The 19,982-nt window shown below is 37.9% G+C and carries 13 protein-coding genes; 12 read left to right on the top strand and 1 reads right to left on the bottom strand.

Features of this window, described 5'->3' with window-relative positions; translation table 11 throughout:
• The first annotated feature begins 105 nt into the window (after positions 1-105).
• From ileS to SJY45_RS12030, 4 genes are all read left to right on the top strand, one after another.
• Positions 106-3,504, top strand: coding sequence for an isoleucine--tRNA ligase (ileS, locus tag SJY45_RS12045; protein ID WP_400070969.1), 3,399 nt, complete (start codon positions 106-108; stop codon positions 3,502-3,504).
• A 4-nt stretch (positions 3,505-3,508) separates the two neighbouring features.
• On the top strand, positions 3,509-3,892 hold the full coding sequence (locus SJY45_RS12040; RefSeq protein ID WP_013992813.1) for a TraR/DksA C4-type zinc finger protein: 384 nt from the start codon (positions 3,509-3,511) through the stop codon (positions 3,890-3,892).
• Between the two features lie 70 nt (positions 3,893-3,962).
• The gene (locus SJY45_RS12035; RefSeq protein ID WP_400070967.1) at positions 3,963-4,577 is read left to right on the top strand and encodes a hypothetical protein; all 615 of its coding nucleotides are present in this window, start codon (positions 3,963-3,965) and stop codon (positions 4,575-4,577) included.
• Positions 4,578-4,614: 37 nt separating this feature from the next.
• On the top strand, positions 4,615-5,265 hold the full coding sequence (locus SJY45_RS12030) for a lipoprotein signal peptidase (protein WP_215437314.1): 651 nt from the start codon (positions 4,615-4,617) through the stop codon (positions 5,263-5,265).
• Positions 5,266-5,269: 4 nt separating this feature from the next.
• Here SJY45_RS12030 and SJY45_RS12025 read toward each other — a convergent pair whose 3' ends face one another.
• Positions 5,270-5,833, bottom strand: a complete 564-nt coding sequence (locus tag SJY45_RS12025) for a 5-formyltetrahydrofolate cyclo-ligase (RefSeq protein WP_400070965.1) — start codon at positions 5,831-5,833, stop codon at positions 5,270-5,272.
• Between the two features lie 431 nt (positions 5,834-6,264).
• Here SJY45_RS12025 and uvrC point away from each other — a divergent pair, with 431 nt between their 5' ends.
• From uvrC to SJY45_RS11985, 8 genes are all read left to right on the top strand, one after another.
• Positions 6,265-8,052: an excinuclease ABC subunit UvrC gene (gene uvrC, locus SJY45_RS12020; RefSeq protein WP_400070963.1), complete on the top strand. Its 1,788-nt coding sequence runs from the start codon at positions 6,265-6,267 to the stop codon at positions 8,050-8,052.
• Positions 8,053-8,073: 21 nt separating this feature from the next.
• Positions 8,074-10,335, top strand: coding sequence for a patatin-like phospholipase family protein (locus SJY45_RS12015; protein WP_400070961.1), 2,262 nt, complete (start codon positions 8,074-8,076; stop codon positions 10,333-10,335).
• Between the two features lie 185 nt (positions 10,336-10,520).
• The gene (hppD, locus tag SJY45_RS12010) at positions 10,521-11,663 is read left to right on the top strand and encodes a 4-hydroxyphenylpyruvate dioxygenase (protein WP_215437327.1); all 1,143 of its coding nucleotides are present in this window, start codon (positions 10,521-10,523) and stop codon (positions 11,661-11,663) included.
• 499 nt (positions 11,664-12,162) lie between these two features.
• On the top strand, positions 12,163-12,942 hold the full coding sequence (locus tag SJY45_RS12005) for a DUF3108 domain-containing protein (RefSeq protein WP_400070959.1): 780 nt from the start codon (positions 12,163-12,165) through the stop codon (positions 12,940-12,942).
• 7 nt (positions 12,943-12,949) lie between these two features.
• Complete coding sequence (locus tag SJY45_RS12000; protein ID WP_215437331.1) at positions 12,950-13,921, top strand: tryptophan 2,3-dioxygenase family protein; 972 nt, start codon at positions 12,950-12,952, stop codon at positions 13,919-13,921.
• 1 nt (position 13,922) lies between these two features.
• On the top strand, positions 13,923-15,218 hold the full coding sequence (locus tag SJY45_RS11995) for a peptidoglycan DD-metalloendopeptidase family protein (protein WP_215437332.1): 1,296 nt from the start codon (positions 13,923-13,925) through the stop codon (positions 15,216-15,218).
• Between the two features lie 78 nt (positions 15,219-15,296).
• Entirely contained in the window at positions 15,297-16,934 is a 1,638-nt protein-coding gene (gene pgi / locus SJY45_RS11990) for a glucose-6-phosphate isomerase (protein WP_400070956.1), read from the top strand.
• Between the two features lie 171 nt (positions 16,935-17,105).
• A complete protein-coding gene (locus SJY45_RS11985) occupies positions 17,106-19,901 on the top strand; it encodes a TonB-dependent receptor (RefSeq protein ID WP_400070954.1) in 2,796 nt (931 codons plus the stop codon).
• Positions 19,902-19,982: the final 81 nt, after the last annotated feature.

Raw genomic sequence — 19,982 nt, 5'->3', positions numbered from 1 at the left:
ACAAGCTTGTTTATTTTGCTGTATCTCAATTCTTTCAAATCGACTTAATTCGACTAAAAATCCTTAATTTTGCAGCCTTAAATTAATGCAGTAGAGCCACTTATTATGAAGTTTGCGGAATATAAAGGATTGGACTTGCCCAAAGTAGCCGAGGATATACTTGATTACTGGAAGCAAAACCAAATATTTGAGAAAAGTGTTTCCTCTAAAGAGGGTAAACCTAGTTATGTATTTTACGAGGGTCCACCATCGGCAAACGGTATGCCAGGTATACACCACGTTATGGCACGTACCATAAAGGATATTTTTCCTAGGTACAAGACCATGAAGGGTTTTCAGGTAAAGAGAAAAGCAGGTTGGGATACCCACGGACTACCTATTGAGTTGGGTGTTGAGAAAGAGTTGGGCATTACCAAAGAGGATATTGGTAAGAAAATTTCTGTTGAGGAATATAATGCGGCCTGTAAAAAGGCGGTTATGCGCTATACGGATGTTTGGAACCGTATGACGGAGCAAGTAGGGTACTGGGTAGATATGAACGACCCGTACATTACTTACAAGCCAAAATATATGGAGTCTGTTTGGTGGTTGTTGAAACAGATTTATGATAAAGGTTTAATTTATAAAGGATATACGATTCAGCCATACTCCCCAAAAGCGGGTACTGGTCTAAGTTCTCACGAATTGAACCAACCGGGCACATATCAAGATGTTACGGATACAACGGTAGTGGCACAGTTTAAGGCTGTAGATGAATCTTTGCCGGACTTTCTTAAGAATGAGGGTGATATTTATTTCTTGGCGTGGACGACCACACCGTGGACGCTTCCTTCTAACACGGCATTGACGGTAGGGCCAAAGATTGAGTATGTGCTGGTAGAAACCTACAATCAGTATACGTTTAAACCAATGAATGTAGTGCTTGCCAAAAATTTGGTAAGCAAACAGTTTTCAGGAAAATTCAAACAAGTTGAAACCAAGCCGGAATTGTTGGAATATACATCCGGTGATAAGAAAATTCCTTTTTACGTAGTAAAGGAGTTTGTTGGTAAAGATTTAGTGGGTATAAAATATGAGCAATTGTTGGCATATGCCCAGCCGTACCAAAATCCTGAAAATGCATTTCGTGTAATTTCAGGAGATTTCGTTACTATAGAAGATGGTACCGGTATAGTGCATACGGCACCCACTTTTGGTGCGGACGATGCCTTGGTGGCCAAACAGGCATCGCCGGAAATACCGCCGTTATTGGTATTGGATGAAAATAACAACCCGGTTCCTTTAGTGGATTTGCAAGGAAAGTTCCGCCCTGAAATGAAAGAATTTGGCGGAAAATATGTCAAGAACGAATATTATGATGCCGGTGAGGCACCGGAAAGGTCAATAGACGTGGAGCTGGCCATTAAACTTAAAGAAGAGAACAAGGCTTTTAAAGTAGAAAAGTATGTACACAGCTACCCTAATTGCTGGCGAACGGATAAGCCTATCCTATATTACCCATTAGATTCCTGGTTCATAAAGATCAGTGATGTTAAAGATCGTATGTTCGCGCTTAACCAGACTATCAACTGGAAGCCAAAATCTACTGGCGAAGGCCGTTTTGGTAACTGGTTGGCCAATGCTAATGACTGGAACCTTTCGCGATCTAGGTATTGGGGTATTCCACTTCCTATTTGGAGAACGGAAGATGGTAAGGAAGAAATAATCATAGGTTCGGTTGCCGAGTTAAAGGCGGAAATGGCAAAAGCCGTGGCTTCCGGAGTAATGGAGAAAGATATTTTTGATGATTTTGTTGTGGGTGACCTATCCGAAGAAAATTATGATAAAATAGACCTGCACAAGAATATTGTAGATGATATTATTTTGGTTTCCGCTTCGGGTAAACCCATGAAGCGTGAGAGTGACCTTATTGATGTTTGGTTTGATAGTGGTTCTATGCCGTACGCACAATGGCACTACCCATTTGAAAACAAAGAATTGATCGATGAGGGCAAGACCTACCCGGCCGATTTTATCGCAGAAGGTGTAGATCAGACCAGAGGTTGGTTCTATACCTTGCATGCTATTGCTACTATGGTTTTTGATTCCGTAGCGTATAAAAACGTGGTTTCCAACGGACTGGTGCTTGATAAGGAGGGAAAGAAAATGTCCAAACGTTTGGGCAATGCGGTAGACCCTTTTGATACCATGAACGAGCATGGGGCAGATGCCACGCGTTGGTACATGATTTCCAATGCCAACCCATGGGATAATCTAAAATTTGATACTGAAGGTATTGTTGAGGTGAAGCGTAAATTCTTCGGGACACTTTATAATACGTACTCTTTCTTTTGTCTATATGCGAACATAGATACTTTTGACTATTCTGAAGAAGAGATTCCGCTAAATGAAAGACCGGAAATTGATAGGTGGATTTTATCTGAACTTCATTCGTTGATCAAAACGGTTGACGAAGCTTACGCAGATTATGAGCCTACTAAGGCAACACGTGCAATTTCAGACTATGTGCAAGAGAATCTAAGTAACTGGTATGTGCGTTTGTGCAGAAGACGTTTCTGGAAAGGTAGCTATGAGAAAGATAAAATATCGGCCTACCAAACATTGTATACCTGTTTAGAAACCGTAGCCAAATTATCGGCGCCGGTTGCTCCGTTTTTTATGGATAGACTTTATAAAGATTTAACGAATACAACGCATAGGGAGGATTTTGAAAGTGTACATTTATCCGAGTTTCCAAAGTATGATGAGGCAATAGTAGATAAGGATTTGGAAAGTAAGATGGAGAAAGCTCAGACCATTTCGTCTTTGGTACTTTCTATTCGTCAGAAAGAAAAGATAAAAGTGCGTCAGCCGTTGCAAAAAGTCATGATACCTATCTTGGATGATAAGCAGAAGCATGAAATAGAAGCGGTAGCCGATCTTATCAAGTCCGAGGTAAACGTTAAAGAGATAGAGTTACTTGATGATGCTTCGGGAATTTTGGTGAAACAGATCAAGCCCAATTTTAAGGTTTTAGGCCCTAAATTTGGAAAGGATATGAAAAAAATAGCTCAGGCTGTTGCCAAGTTGAACCAAGATGATATCCAAAAAATTGAGCAAGATGGCGAAATTTCGCTTGACATTGACGATAAAATTATTACATTACAGCTGCAAGATGTAGAGATAGCCTCGCAAGATATTGAAGGTTGGTTGGTAGCAAGTTCAGGCCCTATTACAGTGGCTCTGGATGTTACCATAAACGAAGGTCTTAGGGAAGAGGGTATTGCTAGAGAGCTTGTAAACCGAATTCAGAATATAAGAAAAGATTCCGGTTTTGAAGTAACGGATAGAATTGATATTAAAATTCTTAAAGACGGTTTTGTAGAAAAGGCGGTGTCCAATAACTTAAGCTATATTAAAGCTGAAACGTTAACGGCCGAACTTGTTTTTGAGGAAAAATTGGATAGAGGAACCGAGGTTTCTTTTGATGAGGTGAATACTAAATTATTTATTGAAAAACATTAATAGAATGGCAGAAGATTTAAAAGTTAGATATTCGGACAAGGATCTTGCCGAATTCAGAGAATTGATTGAAGACAAAATTGAGAAAGCAAAAAGTCATCTAGAATTGCTTAAGAGTTCTTATATGAACGATGGTAATAACGGCACGGATGATACTTCTCCTACGTTTAAGGCTTTTGAAGAGGGTTCTGAGACAATGAGTAAAGAAGCAAATACGCAGTTGGCCATACGTCAAGAGAAATTTATACGAGACTTAAAAAATGCCCTTTTGCGTATTGAGAACAAAACCTACGGTATTTGCCGTGTTACAGGAAAGTTGATCGCCAAAGAGCGTCTTAAATTGGTTCCTCATGCTACATTAAGTATAGAGGCAAAGAATATGCAAAAGTAATTTTGCGATTTTAAATTAAAAAAGCCTACAGGAACTTGGTTCTTGTAGGCTTTTTTTACACCGTAAAAAAATGAAAGAGTTTCTCGTTTTTTTCTTGTTTTTCAATCTTTTGGCGGCGCAAAAAGTGGTTAAAAAATCTGTGGTAAATGATGCGGTTACCTCAATTGGTATAGACGTTGAGAATTGCTATAGATTAACCCTGGAAACTGCCGATACAGATGAAATGTTCGTTGAGGCTATTATTGATGGGGAGTACAAGAAAGATCTTTTGTTGTCCGTAAAGGAGAATGGTAGTTCTATAATGGTCAGTAGTGGATTTCAACCTAATTTCAAGAATCCTAATGATAAGCTTAGCGCACATAAAGTGGTGTCTATTGCGCTAAAGGTAATTGTTCCCCGTTTTAAATTTATTACCGTTTTTGGTACAAGCTGCAATGTGTTCGTTGCAGGGGATTATAAGAAACTTACGGTTTCTCTTAATGACGGTAACTGCGAGCTTTTTAATGTTCATGAAGATATAAATGTACGTACACAAAGCGGGCATATTTTAGTGGAAGCTCTCAAAGGGGATGTAAATGCGGTAAGTAAATATGGGGCCGTAAACAAAGATGATATTCCCATGGGAGACGCACAATATACACTGTCTTCCCTAACGGGAAACATACGAATAAAGAAAACCGAATAATATACTTATTTTTGCCAATTCAAGTTGTAGATATACTATGAATTTAAAGAAATCATTGCTCATAATCATAGCAGTACTGTTGATTGACCAATTGAGCAAAATTTATATAAAGACCCATTTTGTACTGGGAGATTCTGTTGAGGTTTTTAGCTGGTTCAAAATACTGTTCATTGAAAATTCAGGAGCTGCATGGGGGGCTAAGTTAAGTGATTTCTTGCCTATATCGGAACCAACAGGCAAGTTGGTCTTAACCGTGTTTAGGTTGTTTGCCGTAGCAGGAATTGGATACTGGCTGTACGATACTATTCGTAAGGAATCCTCTAAAACCCTGATTTTGGCAGTTTGCTTGATTTTTGCAGGAGCCTTGGGGAACATTATAGATTCTGTATTCTACGGTGTTCTATTTAGTGATAGCTATCAACAATTGGCAACGGCATTTTCAGATGAACCTTATGGCAGCATTTTTTACGGGAAAGTAGTAGACATGCTTTATTTTCCAATGGTAGATACAACGTGGCCAGATTGGGTTCCTTATTTTGGAGGCTCTAGTTTTCGGTTTTTTGAACCGGTTTTTAATATTGCTGATATGGCTATCAGTACCGGTGTAGGAATTCTTTTGGTTTTCAATAAGAAAGCGTTCGGTAAGGTAGATGATGAGCCAACTACCAGTGAAGCTGATTCATTGTAATCTTTTAGAAAGAATAGGTTTTAGTGGGGGTCACGCAATAATCTAAAGGCATGTCCAAGTTGTTCACATCAGATATGAGTTCTTCTTCAGCGGAAAATAATGACAAGCCAATTTTAATAACATCTGGGCGACATTGAGATAAGAAGGTGTCATAAAACCCTTTTCCATAGCCTACACGATTTCCTTGCTCGTCAAAAGCCAATAAGGGTATAAAAACTACATCTATTTTTGTGCTGGGTATTTCTATGCCATCAACAGGTTCGGGTATATTCCATTCATTCTTTACAAGGCGCGTAGAATCCGTTAGCAAATAATGCTCTAATGTAGTTTTGTCAACTACTTTGGGTAGTACTATGTTTTTATCCTTTCCTTGAAGTATGGAAAGAACGTAGGTAGTATCAATCTCCTTGTTTTCGGAAATGGGTAAAAAAATATGGTAAAAGTCGTAAGACCATACCGGTAGTTTGAGCAGTCCGTTAGCGATACTCAGGCTAGAATTAGAAAGGGATTCATTGTCAATTAAATCTCTTCGATTTTTGTATAGTGATCTTAAATCTTTTTTAAGCATTGATTATGACCTCAGTACAATTGGGGAAACTCTAGTATGCTTATTCTTTTACAGACACTGCGTAATATATCTTAAATGATATCATTAAGATAAGGTACAGGCCGAGGGTTATAATATATTTATCCATGTGGTAATTGATTTTGATTCTTAAATCTAATTAAAAAATTTTATTAAAACACTTTTAACTGCAACTTTTCATCGATGAAATGCATTTTTTAGTGTTTTTTTAACAAATTTGCGCTTTTTCGCGTGCAAAAATGTGCAAAAAAGGGCGGCATAAGACTTCATTTCGTTTGCCTTAGCAAATGGGGCGGGCTTTCCGGTATTCGTTAAAAAAGAGTAAAACACTTAGCCCTTTTAATAAAACATAGTAATTTAACATGATAGAAATAGATGCCTTCTACCATTTAATTTGATAAACCGTTTTTGTAATGCCCCAAGTACCTATAGAAGTACAATTAAGCACGTTGCCCCAGAGTCCTGGTGTATACCAGTTTTATGATATAGATGATAAAATATTGTATGTAGGTAAGGCCAAAAATCTTAAAAAGCGGGTTTCTTCATATTTTACGAAAAACCATGAGTACGGAAAAACGCGCGTTCTCGTAAAAAAAATTAGGAACATCAAACATATTGTTGTCCCTACAGAGTCCGATGCGCTGCTTTTGGAAAACAATCTTATTAAGAAATATAGGCCCAGGTATAATGTCTTGTTGAAGGATGACAAATCATATCCTTGGATCTGTATTAAAAACGAGCGTTTTCCCAGAATTTTCCCTACTAGAAAACTAATAAAGGACGGTAGTGAATATTTTGGCCCGTATACTAATATGAAAACGGTTAGGACGTTACTGGACTTGGTAAAAGGGGTTTATCCATTGCGAACCTGTAATTATGATCTGTCAAAAGAAAAAATAGATTCGGGTAAATACAAGGTTTGTTTGGAATATCATTTGGGAAACTGTAAAGGACCCTGTGAAGGCTTTCAGTCTGTGGAGGAATATGATCAACAGATAGAGGATATCAGAAAAATAATTAAGGGAGATTTTAAGTCGTCTTTAAGCTATTTCAGATCACAGATGAAAACGCTGGCATCCGAAATGAAATTTGAGGAGGCACAACAAATCAAGGAAAAGATAGAGGTTCTAGAAAACTATCAAGTAAAATCTACAATTGTCAATCCAAAGATCAATAATGTAGATGTGTTCTCTATAATTTCGGATGAGAGCCATGCCTATATTAATTTCCTGCAGTTGTCCCATGGGTCTATTATTCGGTCGCACACCCTAGAAATAAAGAAGAAGTTAGATGAGACGGATGCCGAGCTTTTGGCGCTCTCTATTATAGAGATCCGGCAAAGGTTCAAATCGCTTTCTAAAGAGCTTTACCTCCCTTTTGAAGTTCCTGTAGAAGCACACCTTAAAGTTACCGTGCCAAAATTGGGCGATAAAAGAAAGATTTTAGAACTCTCTGAGCGCAATGCCAAATTTTATAGACAAGAGCGGTTTAAGCAGATTAAGATAATTGATCCTGATAGGCACACCAACCGAATCATGGCGCAGATGAAAAAAGATTTACATCTTTCCGAAGAGCCAAGACATATAGAATGTTTTGATAACAGTAATATTCAAGGAAGTAATCCGGTGGCCGCTTGTGTGGTTTTTAGGAATGGGAAACCTTCAAAAAAGGAATATCGTCATTTTAATATAAAAACCGTGGAAGGTCCGGATGATTTTGCTTCTATGGAAGAAGTGGTCTATAGGAGGTATAAACGCCTATTGGCCGAAGCCGAGCCATTGCCTCAACTTATTGTTATTGATGGGGGAAAAGGCCAATTATCTTCTGCGTTAAAAAGTTTGGACCTTCTTGGTCTAAGAGGTAAAATTGCCATTATTGGTATAGCTAAGCGGTTGGAGGAAATCTATTTTCCCGAAGACCCTATTCCGCTTTATCTTGATAAAAAATCCGAAAGTCTAAAAATTGTTCAGCAATTACGGAATGAGGCCCACCGCTTTGGAATCACCTTTCACAGAAATAAAAGAAGTAAGGCGGCCATTAATTCTAAGTTAGAAAGTATAGAAGGTATTGGTGAAAAAACGGCACAGGAACTTTTGAAAAAATTCAAGTCCGTAAAACGAATAAAAGAAGCCTCTATGGAAAACCTAACGGAAACCGTGGGCTTGTCCAGGGCAAAAAAAATTTATGAAGCATTCCATTAAAATTACGACTAACTCAGCACAATGAAAAAAGCCGTTATAGGAATTGGGTTACTCTTTTTTACTTTGTTTTCTTTTGCTCAGGACCCTGAGAAGAAAGACATCAAAGTGGGGCTGGTGCTGAGTGGAGGTGGCGCTAAGGGAATGGCCCATATTGGGGCTATAAAAGTATTGGAAGAAGCTGGTATAAAAGTAGATTATATAGGGGGGACCAGTATGGGGGCCATTGTTGGATCATTATATGCTGCTGGCTATACGGGTGATCAATTAGATTCAATTTTTAGGGCTACGGATTTCACCAACCTTATTCAGGACAATCTGCCCAGAAGCGCTAAAACATTTTACGAAAAGGAAAATTCTGAAAAATATGCCGTTACCTTGCCTTTTGACAATTTTAAGGTATCCGTGCCACCTGCATACTCCGGTGGTCAGAACGTATATAATGAGTTGGTTAAGTTCCTGTATCCGGTAAGAAACATAAAGGATTTTAATGATTTGCCCATTCCTTTTGTGTGTATTGCAACGGATGTAGAAACGGGTGATGAAGTGGTTTTAAGAGAGGGGTATTTACCGGAAGCCGTTATGGCCAGTGGAACGTTGCCGTCACTTTTTGAACCTGCTCGCATAAACGGAAAAGTATTGATAGACGGTGGTGTGGTCAACAATTATCCTATAGACGAGGTAAAAAAAATGGGGGCCGATATCATAATTGGGGTAGATGTACAGCACGGACTCAGAAATAGGGAGTCTCTATTGACCGCCACCGAGATTTTATTGCAAATCAATAATTATAGGACCGTTCTTGATATGGCTGAAAAGTCCAAAAAGACAGATATCTATATAAAACCCGAAATGACGGATTACTCCATTATAGATTTTAATCTTGGCGATGTAATTATTAAAAGTGGGGAGGATGCTGCCCGTAAAAAAATAGATACTTTAAAAGCTATTGCTTCCAGACAAATTGGAAAAAGGAAGGCCAAGGAGAGAATTGTTTCTTCAGATACGTTAAGTATCAGTCATTTGGTCATATTGGAGAGTGAGAATTATTCTAGGGGTTACGTTAAAGGAAAATTAAGGTTTGATACAGATAAACCAACCACCTTTTCACGAGTACAGCAAGGTATCAGTAATCTAGCCGCAACTGGAAATTTTCATACAATCCACTATAAAATACAGGATGACGAAGACAATGACGAGCAAGAGATGATTCTAGATTTGAATGAAAATAAAAGTAAATCCTTTATTCGTCTAGGTGCTCACTATGATAATCTCTACAAGACGGCAGCCATCTTGAATTATACAAGAAAAAGTTTGATTACCAGAGATGATGTATCTTCTTTTGACTTTATTATTGGAGATAATATCAGGTACAAACTACAATATTATGTGGATAAGGGTTTTTATTGGAGTTTTGGTTTTAATTCAAGCTTTAATGAATTTGAAAAGGACGTTAGCTTTGATTTAGTGCGAAGCAATTTTGATGTTCAGGCCGGGGCAAATTTAAATTCAATAAACATAGATGTAACGGATTTTACCAATCAGGTCTATGTGCAAACGGTTTTACGAGAAGAGTTTGCGTTTAGAACGGGGTTGGAACATAAATTTTTAAAGTATAGCACCAAGACATTAGGGCAGAACGCACCGGTAGGTCCTACAGGTAAGACGCCTGATCAAAGAACGTTTCTTGAAAAGAGTAGTTATTATAGCGCTTTTGGGCAGTTAACTTTTGACACCTATGATGATAAGTACTTTCCTTCAAAAGGATTGTACTTTGATGGTGATTTTCATTTCTATGTCTTTTCATCTGATTTTAACGAAAACTTTAAGGAGTTCTCAATTGCGCAGGCTAGGTTGGGTATGGCAGTGCCATTTTTTAAAAATTTCTCCGTAAACGTAGAAGCAGAAGGAGGTTTTAAATTGGGTACTTCAAGCGTTTCCTCCTTTGATTTTATTCTAGGGGGCTTCGGTACAAATCTTTTAAACAATTTTACGCCTTTCTTTGGGTATGATTATTTGGCTTTGCCCGGTAACGCTTTTGTAAAAGCCTACGGTAGGTTGGATTATGAATTTGCGCCTAAGAACCACTTTATGCTTACTGCAAACTACGCCAATGTAGACGATGATCTTTTTAGAACGGGAGAGTGGTTTACTCTACCAAGTTATTCAGGTTACGGCGTTGGTTATGGGTGGGAATCTTTTATGGGGCCTATGCAAATGCATTACTCATGGTCTCCGGAAGGGAAGACCAATAACTTCTTTTTTAGTTTAGGGTATTGGTTTTAATGCGCTTAGGTTTAAAGTGGTGTTTTTTTTACGATATTTGTTACATATGCTACAATTAAGAGTTGATATTACTGCCCATCTTAGGGCCATGTGGTAAATACCCACTTTTTAGTTCTTGCTCCACGCTTGAACACGAGTTCTATTTTTCAGCTTTTAACAATTTACATTACTAAAAACATACAGATATGTCAACTTTAGATACTACTTCATTGAATTTACCCAAGGAAAACCCGGAAGCAGAAGATTTTCTACCTCTTTTGGGAACGGATTATATAGAGCTTTATGTAGGTAACGCAAAGCAAGCGGCCCATTACTATATGGCGGCATGGGGGTTTCAGCCTTTGGCCTATGCAGGTCTGGAAACTGGGCTTAAAGATCGGGTTTCCTACGTTTTACAGCAAGATAAGATTAGATTGGTGCTCACCTCTCCGTTAAAATCGGGAGGAGATATCAATAAGCATATAGATTCTCACGGAGATGGGGTAAAAGCTATTGCCTTATGGGTAGATGACGCTTCTAAAAGTTATGAGGAAACCACCAAAAGAGGAGCGGAAAGTTACTTGGAGCCCAAAACGATTAAGGATAAGGATGGTGAGGTTGTACTTTCGGGAATTCACACCTATGGAGAAACGGTTCACGTTTTTGTAGAGCGAAAAGATTACAAAGGAGTTTTTATGCCGGGCTACAGAGCTTGGAACCCATATTACAAACCTTCTGATGTTGGACTAAAGTACGTAGACCATATGGTGGGTAACGTAGGCTGGAACGAAATGAACAAATGGTGTGAATTTTACGCCAAGGTTATGGGTTTTGCCCAGTTGGTCTCTTTTGATGACAAAGACATTTCAACAGAATACACGGCGCTAATGAGTAAGGTTATGAGCAATGGTAACGGCCGAATTAAATTTCCCATAAACGAACCGGCAGACGGTAGAAAAAAGTCGCAAATAGAAGAATATATAGATTTTTACAACGGAGCGGGTGTGCAGCATATGGCATTGGCAACGGATAATATTATTGAAACGGTTACGGCATTGAGAGATCGGGGCGTTGAATTTTTAACAGTACCCTCAAGTTATTATGAAGATGTATTGGACCGTGTGGGTGAAATAGATGAGGACTTGGCTCCTCTTAGTGAATTGGGAATTCTTATTGATAGAGATGAAGAGGGTTATCTGCTTCAGATTTTTACCAAACCTATTTTGGATAGGCCAACCATGTTCATTGAAATTATTCAAAGAAAAGGAGCTAAATCATTTGGTAAAGGTAATTTTAAGGCTCTTTTTGAAGCAATTGAAAGAGAGCAGGAATCCAGAGGAACCTTGTAATAGTTATTATCTTAAAGCACAGGTATATTATTTGTGAAAGTATACCACGTTTTTGGTCTAAAAAGGGGTGTTTTTAAGTGAAAAGCGACCCCTATATCTTAATGAAATGCCAATTTTATAGCCGTTAGCAAAAAGAACTGTTAATGTAATAGTTAAAGTAAGTTAAAACGGATTGAGGATTGAAACTATGCCTTAAATTTGTAGGCGTAAGGGGTGGTTCCCTTACAACTTTAAGTATTGGTTTTTCATAATTTAAAGTTTGGTTGGTTATTTAGGAAAAGCCCTGACATGAAATGTTGGGGCTTTTTTTTAAGCCTAACTTTAGTTTTATATTCTAAGCTGCGGGTCTGGCCTGGGTTAAGCATAATTTATACTTTAAGTTCTAAAATAACAGGGTTAAGGTATGCGTACAATACTTTGGAATAAATTTTGTTTAAGTAATTGTAAGCCCTTAATATGGTAAAGGTCCATTTTGTATTTTTATCGTAATACTATAGCTATGAAAAAAGCAATTACTTTACTTTTTCTTCTCGTTATTTTCTCTTCTTCCGCCCAGAATAGTACCTCTGCCTTTGAACCTGGCGAATGGTTAAAATTTAGAATGCATTATGGTTTTTTAAATGCAAGTTACGCTACACTGCACCTAAAGTCTGATGTGGTGAATGGTGTGCCAGTTTATCATGTGGTGGGTCGTGGAAAAACTACCGGTTTTGCCAGTGTGTTTTTTAAGGTAGACGATACGTATGAAAGCTATTTTGATAAAAAGGATGGTAAGCCTTATAAATTCATTAGAAAAATAAACGAAGGTGGTTATACCAAGGATATTGAGATAAACTTTGATCATGAAGAGGATAAAGCTGTTCTGAACGATAAAAAACGCAATAAAAAGTATAATTTTGAGCTACAGGACAGTATTCAGGATTTAATATCTGCATTCTACTATCTTAGAAACAACTACGAGCCAAGTGATTTAGTTGAAGGCGAAGCCGTAAAATTGAAAATGCTGTATGATGATGACGGTGTTTTTAACTTTAAACTTAAATATTTAGGAACAGAAGTGCTTAAAACTAAGTTCGGTAAGGTAGAATGTTATAAATTTAGACCTTTGGTACAGTCCGGTCGTGTTTTTAAGGAAAAAGAAAGTCTTTCCTTATGGGTTTCGGCAGACGATAACAGAATACCTATACGCATACAGGCAGATTTGGCGGTTGGGTCCATCAAAGCTGACCTTGACGGGTATAACGGACTTAAGCATCAGTTCAAGATAATAATGGATTAAAACTCTAATGAGAGATAAAGAGCGAATAGATTCACAAATTTCAAAACTAGAAGAGAAGTATAAAGACTCCGGTCAGGATTTAAGTTCTTATTTAGATGGGCTTCTTTATCAACGTTACCTCACGTATTGGGATTATATTCATTTGGATACCCTTTTAAGTCTTCAGGTACCACGCACCTATTTTCCGGACGAGGAAATATTTATCATGTACCACCAGATTACCGAGCTGTATTTTAAGCTTATTCTTCATGAGCAAAAACAGTTGGTTGATGATAAATCGCAAAACATAGATTTCTTTATAGAAAAAGCGAGACGAATCAATAGCTATTTTAAGGCGTTGATATCTTCTTTTAGTATTATGATAAAGGGTATGGAGAGAGAACAATTTCTTCAATACCGTATGGCCTTGCTCCCGGCAAGTGGTTTTCAGTCGGCACAATACCGCATGATCGAGATTTATTCAACTCCTATGGAGAATTTGGTCCATCATACGGAGAGAGATTCCTTTTCTTCGGAAAATAGTCTTGAAGAACTGTATGAGGAAATTTATTGGAAAAAAGGAGCCACTGATTTGGCTACCGGAGAGAAGACATTAACGTTGAAGCAGTTTGAGTATAGGTATACCCCGCGCCTAATACGAATAGCGAAGCAAGTAGAGCATAATACCATTTACCAAAAATATCAGCAACTACCTGCCAATAAGAAAGATAATAAAGAGCTAATAGATGCGTTAAAGACATTGGATATGAACGCCAATGTAAACTGGCCTTTAATGCATATGGGTTCTGCTCATAGGTATTTAGGAAAGGACAAAGAGGAAATAGATGCAACAGGAGGAACAAATTGGAAGAACTATTTACCTCCAAGTTTTCAGAAAATTGTATTCTTTCCGGAAATCTATTCAAAACAAGAGTTAAATAATTGGGGCAAAGAGTGGGTAGACCATATCTTTAACCCGGACAAGAAACAAGCAGAGTAAAATGAATAAATATTGGGGCCTTCTTTTCGTTATTTTAATATCACTTTCCTGTAAAGATGACAAGCCAGTTCTAAAAGAACCGGTCAAACAAATGGCTGCCATAGTTCCTATAGAGAAACCTGTAATGAAACAATTCGGGTTTAATTTAGATGAGTTTACCGTACAGCTAGACACCGTGAAAAATGGTGACAGTTTTGGTGAGCTTATGCTTCAGAACAAAGTAGACTACCCCAAGATTGCCAAAATAACCCAAGATTTTAAAGACACTTTTGATGTTCGCAAGATTCGTGTGGGCAAACCATATCTTATTTTAAAGTCAAAAGATACTACAGAGGCAGCGCAAGTATTCATTTATGAAAACGACCCCATTAATTATACCGTAGTTGATCTTAGGGATACGGTTAAGGCTTATAGAAATAAGAAAGAAGTTACCTATGTAGAGCGTGAAGCTTCAGGAGTTATTGAAACTTCTTTGTCTCAGGCTATTTTAGATCAAGGCATAGATTATACCGTTACCAATAGCCTATCCGAAGTGTATGCATGGACCATAGATTTCTTTCGTCTTCAGAAAGGAGATAAGTTCAAGGTAATTTATAAGGAAAAGTACATCAATGATTCCATTTATGCAGGGGCAGGTGCCATAGAAGCAGCTTACTTTGAGCACAACGGAAGACCTATTTACGCTTTCGCTTATGAAAACGATTCGCTAAAAAGTATAGTCGATTATTTTGATGAAGAAGCCAATAACCTTAGAAGAACGTTTTTAAGAGCTCCGGTTCAGTTCAGTAGAATTTCATCTAGATATAACCTTAAGCGAAGAATACGTTATTACGGAAATAAGATAAGACCTCATAAAGGAACGGATTATGCTGCGCCAAAAGGAACACCTATTTTGGCAACCGCAGATGGTACGGTAACCGAATCAACAAGAAGAGGCGGGAACGGGAAATATGTTAAGATCAGACACAACGGAACCTATTCTACCCAATACTTGCATATGAGCAATCAGAATGTAAAAAGAGGGCAATTTGTAAGGCAGGGAGATGTAATAGGTTGGATCGGAATGACCGGTAATACCAGTGGTCCTCACGTTTGTTACCGTTTTTGGAAGAACGGAAGACAAGTGGATCCTTTAAAAGAAGAACTTCCGTTGGCAGAGCCTTTGGACGAGTCTTTACAGCCAGACTACTTCAATTACATCAATCCAATAAAAGATCAGTTGGATTGTATGGTATATCCAGAAAGTCCGGTAGAAGAAGATATTCTAGTTGAAGATTTGGCATCCGCCGAAAAATAACGACACTTAAGGTTTTGGTTTAGAATGAATATGGCTTATTTTCGCCGTAGTAATTTCTAACACATTAAAAAACCCAAAATGTCATTACAGAGCACAAACCCTACTGAAACTTCTGCTTGGAAAAAACTTGCCCAGCACTTTAAAGATACTAAAGAAGAACAGTTAAAAAACCTTTTTGCATCTGATGCTTCTAGGGCAGAAAAGTTTACTTTAAAATGGAACGATTTTCTAGTTGATTTCTCTAAAAACAGAATTACTGATGAAACCGTAAACTTGCTTCTGCAATTAGCCGAGGAAGTTAATTTGGCCGATGCCATCCAAAAACAATTTGGAGGCAAAGAAATCAACCAAACGGAAGGGCGTGCAGTATTACATACAGCGCTTAGAGCCAAAAAATCCGATACAATTTTAGTGGATGGTGAAAATGTGGTTGAAGAAGTTTATCAAGTTAAAGAGCATATTAAGGAATTTACAGAAAGTATCATTTCTGGGAATGCTGTAGGATATACAGGCAAAGCCTTTACCGATGTTGTAAATATTGGTATTGGAGGTTCTGACCTAGGACCGGCTATGGTAACGGAAGCCCTTAAATTCTATAAAAATCACCTGAAGCTTCACTTCGTCAGCAATGTAGATGGTGATCACGTTAACGAGGTTTTAAAAGAACTTAATCCGGAAACTACTCTTTTTGTAGTAGTGTCAAAGACCTTTACCACCCAAGAAACATTAAGTAATGCAACTACCATAAAAAAGTGGTTCTTAAAGCATGGTACACAAGAAGATATTGCTAAGCATTTTGCTGCGGTATCTACCAATACAGAAGCCATAGCCGAGTTTGGCATTGCTGCGGAAAACGTATTTCCTATGTGGGACTGGGTAGGTGGCCGTTTTTCTTTATGGAGTGCCGTTGGCCTATCAATAGCTTTAGCCGTTGGGTTTGATAACTTTGATGAGTTGTTAATGGGAGCCAATGAAATGGACGAGCATTTTAAAACTGCAGATTTTAAAGACAACCTTCCTGTTGTTCTGGCATTGTTAAGTGTATGGTATAACAACTTTTACGGAGCAGAGACAGAGGCTATCATTCCTTATACCCAATATTTGAGCAGGTTTTCGGCCTATTTGCAGCAAGGTATTATGGAGAGTAACGGTAAAAGTGTTGACCGTAACGGCAAACGTGTAAGTTATGAGACTGGCACCATTATATGGGGAGAGCCAGGAACCAATTCACAACATGCTTTCTTTCAGTTAATACATCAAGGAACAAAACTTATTCCAGTAGATTTTATCGGGTTTAAAAAATCCTTGCACGGAGACGTTGATCATCATAACAAGTTAATGGCCAATTTCTTTGCTCAGACAGAGGCGCTAATGAACGGTAAAACTGCCGAGCAGGTGCGTGAAGAATTGGAGGGTAAAGGCATGGCCCAAAATGAAATCGAAAAATTATTGGCCTTCAAGGTCTTTGAAGGAAACAAGCCTACAAATACAATTCTTATAGATAAGTTGTCTCCTAAGAGTTTGGGTAGCTTAATAGCGCTTTATGAGCACAAAATTTTTGTGCAAGGGGTTATTTGGAACATCTTTAGCTACGATCAGTGGGGCGTAGAACTCGGAAAGCAGTTGGCAGGAACAATTTTGAAAGATATTCAAGGTTCAGAAATTGCCGATCATGACAGCTCTACTTTGCAGCTTTTACGTTATTTTAAGGGTTAAAATAGAATTTTCATATTTTTTTATAATATTGGCGCAACTTCTTGTTTTTGAGTGGAAGTTGCGCCTTTGTTCAGTATATTCGCAAAGGGGTTATTTAACCTTCTCTTAACATTCGCACCAGCAAAATGCAGCACTTTTGCAGCAAATTGAGAAAACGTAAAAACTGAACAAATGAAAAAGATGTACTTCGCATGGGTCGCATTTCTGATGACGACTATCGCATTTTCACAAGGAACTATTACGGGTACCGTAATAGATGGTGAGCTTAATGAGCCGTTACCGGGCGCAAGTGTTGTTATTCAAGGAACCACAAATGGTACCTCAACAGATTTTGATGGTAAGTTTCAAATTGAAATCACAGAAAATGCAGGAACACTTTTAGTTTCCTACATTGGATATACTTCCAAGAAAGTAGCTTATACCAGTGGTGGTAATATAGGTAATATTGTATTGGAGCCTAATGCGCAAGAATTAGAAGGTGTTGTAGTAAGTGGTGTAATTGATATTGCAAAAGACAGGGAGACTCCTGTGGCGGTTTCAACAATTAGGGCGGCTGAAATTCAGGAAAAATTGGGTTCTCAGGAATTCCCTGAAATCTTAAAGTCTACTCCATCTATTTATGTGACAAAACAAGGGGGTGGTTTTGGAGATTCTCGAGTTAATATTAGGGGTTTTGATACTAATAACTCTGCGGTGATGATTAATGGTGTGCCAGTAAACGATATGGAAAATGGCGCAGTGTATTGGAGTAACTGGGCTGGACTTAGTGATGTTACTTCTGCTATTCAAGTACAAAGAGGATTAGGGTCTTCAAAATTGGCAACTTCTTCTGTTGGAGGAACAATAAATGTTGTGACTAAAACATCAGAACAGACAGAAGGTGGTGCTATTATCGGTTCTGTTGGTAATGCGGATTACCTCAAGACGACAGTATCTTACAATACCGGTTTAATGGAAAATGGTCTTTCGGCTTCTGTTTTATTAGGTAGAACTGCTGGTAGTGGTTATGTAGATGGTACACAATTTGAAGGATTCAATTATTTTATTGGTATTGGGTATAAGCCTAATGAAAAGCATGACCTTCAATTCATTGCGACTGGTGCGCCACAGCAGCACAATCAAAGGGGTTTTGCTCCAAGCTTAGGTAATTATTTAACATATGGAAGTAATGGCGATCCTAATATTAAGTACAATAGTGATTGGGGTTACAGAAACGGTAAAGAAGAGACTTTTGGGGGAAACTTCTATCATAAACCTGTTGTGTCATTAAACTGGGAGTGGGAACTCTCTGAGAGCTCTTCATTTTCAGCTATTGCTTATGCTTCTTTTGGTCGTGGTGGTTCAATCGGTTCAATTGGTAGAATAAATGGCAATCAATCTTTCTCTTCCACTTTTAAGACGGCTGATGGTCTTATTCGTTTCGATGATATCGAAAGATGGAATAGAGGAGTTAATGTACCTGATTTTGGAGCACAGAGAGAAACATATACTTCTGGTGGAGCATTGTCTAATCAGGGTCTTTATGTAAACGGGAACAATAACTCTTTTGGATTCGAAGATGATAACGATTACGTTAGAGGACCGGAAAATGGTATTTCACAGAGATCTTCTGTGAATTCGCATAACTGGTATGGTACAATTATGAATTTCCATAATGAAGTTAACAGTAATTGGAGCTTTGATGTTGGTATCGACGCTAGAAGTTATAAAGGATTTCACTACAGAAGATTGGTGGATTTACTTGGAGCAGATGCATATGTGGATAATGATAATGCCAATGATACATTCCGTCGTGTAACTGAAACATATCAACCTACTGCAGGTAATGCCTTTAACGTATTTAGTAATATTGATGATGAAGAGAAAATTGATTACTACAATATTGGTTATGTACGTTGGTTAGGTGCCTTTGGTCAAGTAGAATATAAGAATGATAAAATATCTGCTTTTATGCAAGGTTCATTCTCAAATCAAGGTTTCCAAAGAGAGGATTTATTTACCTATTTGGATTCAGATCCTGAGCAAAAATCTGATTGGGTAAATCAAACAGGTGGAAATGTAAAAGCAGGTGTTAACTATAACATCAATGAAAAACACAATATCTTCGCAAATGCGGGATACTATGTTAAACAACCTCTTTTTGATGCTGTTTTCTTGAATTTTAGAAATGATATTAATCCTAATCTTGAGAATGAAAAAATTCTTGGCGTAGAATTGGGTTACGGTTTCCGTTCGGCCGTTTTTAGTGCAAATGTAAACCTATATAGAACAAGTTGGAAAGATAGATTTGAGAGTGATGGTGTAACTATTACCGATCCTGATGGCAATGTATTGTTCCAAGGAACTGCAAATTATTTAGGAATAGAGCAGTTACATACAGGTCTTGAGGTTGATTTTACTGCAAGAGCTACACCTTTCTTAACATTCAATGGTATGGTCTCTGTGGGTAACTGGGAATACACAGGTAATCCTACTGGGACGGTTTTTGACAACGGACAAAATGTTGTTGGAACTGCTGATTTAATCTTGGATGGAGTTAAAGTTGGAGATGCCGCTCAATTTACTGCAAGAATTGGAGCTGAAATAGAACCTGTTGAAAGATTGAAATTTGATGCTAGTTGGTTTAGAGCAGATAATCTTTACGCAGATTTTGATGCAGTTTCTTTCCAAGATAATAACCTAGATGGAGTTGCGGATAACGATGGTTTTCTTCTTGAATTGCCTGCTTACGATTTAGTGGATGCTGGTGTATCTTACAAAATGCTAGTAGGTAAGGAAGATGATAAATCCATTACATTGAGACTTAACGTAAACAATGTCTTGGACGAAACGTATATTTCTGAAGCAGAAACCAACGATCAAGCGGATTCTGACCCCCTTAACAACTACGACGGTATTAATACTTCAAATAGAGTGTATTTTGGTTTCGGAAGAACTTGGAACTTTACTCTTAGCTACAGATTCTAGTCTAGGCTAAATAGATATATTTTAAAAACCCTGCCGATCGGCAGGGTTTTTTTATGCCCAAAAATCAGTACATTTAAAGCT

It is taken from the genome of Zobellia russellii (assembly GCF_044597075.1).
Classification (GTDB): Bacteria; Bacteroidota; Bacteroidia; order Flavobacteriales; family Flavobacteriaceae; genus Zobellia; species Zobellia russellii.
The sequence above is the reverse complement of the archived record's forward strand: the minus strand, read 5'-3'. Positions and strand labels throughout refer to the sequence as shown.

Bases quoted from the DNA above. Each gene is read 5' to 3' on its own strand.
- ileS (WP_400070969.1), top strand. From the start codon at position 106: ATGAAGTTTGCGGAATATAAAGGATTGGACTTGCCCAAAGTAGCCGAG.
- SJY45_RS12040 (WP_013992813.1), top strand. From the start codon at position 3,509: ATGGCAGAAGATTTAAAAGTTAGATATTCGGACAAGGATCTTGCCGAA.
- SJY45_RS12035 (WP_400070967.1), top strand. From the start codon at position 3,963: ATGAAAGAGTTTCTCGTTTTTTTCTTGTTTTTCAATCTTTTGGCGGCG.
- SJY45_RS12030 (WP_215437314.1), top strand. From the start codon at position 4,615: ATGAATTTAAAGAAATCATTGCTCATAATCATAGCAGTACTGTTGATT.
- SJY45_RS12025 (WP_400070965.1), bottom strand. From the start codon at position 5,833: ATGCTTAAAAAAGATTTAAGATCACTATACAAAAATCGAAGAGATTTA.
- uvrC (WP_400070963.1), top strand. From the start codon at position 6,265: ATGCCCCAAGTACCTATAGAAGTACAATTAAGCACGTTGCCCCAGAGT.
- SJY45_RS12015 (WP_400070961.1), top strand. From the start codon at position 8,074: ATGAAAAAAGCCGTTATAGGAATTGGGTTACTCTTTTTTACTTTGTTT.
- hppD (WP_215437327.1), top strand. From the start codon at position 10,521: ATGTCAACTTTAGATACTACTTCATTGAATTTACCCAAGGAAAACCCG.
- SJY45_RS12005 (WP_400070959.1), top strand. From the start codon at position 12,163: ATGAAAAAAGCAATTACTTTACTTTTTCTTCTCGTTATTTTCTCTTCT.
- SJY45_RS12000 (WP_215437331.1), top strand. From the start codon at position 12,950: ATGAGAGATAAAGAGCGAATAGATTCACAAATTTCAAAACTAGAAGAG.
- SJY45_RS11995 (WP_215437332.1), top strand. From the start codon at position 13,923: ATGAATAAATATTGGGGCCTTCTTTTCGTTATTTTAATATCACTTTCC.
- pgi (WP_400070956.1), top strand. From the start codon at position 15,297: ATGTCATTACAGAGCACAAACCCTACTGAAACTTCTGCTTGGAAAAAA.
- SJY45_RS11985 (WP_400070954.1), top strand. From the start codon at position 17,106: ATGAAAAAGATGTACTTCGCATGGGTCGCATTTCTGATGACGACTATC.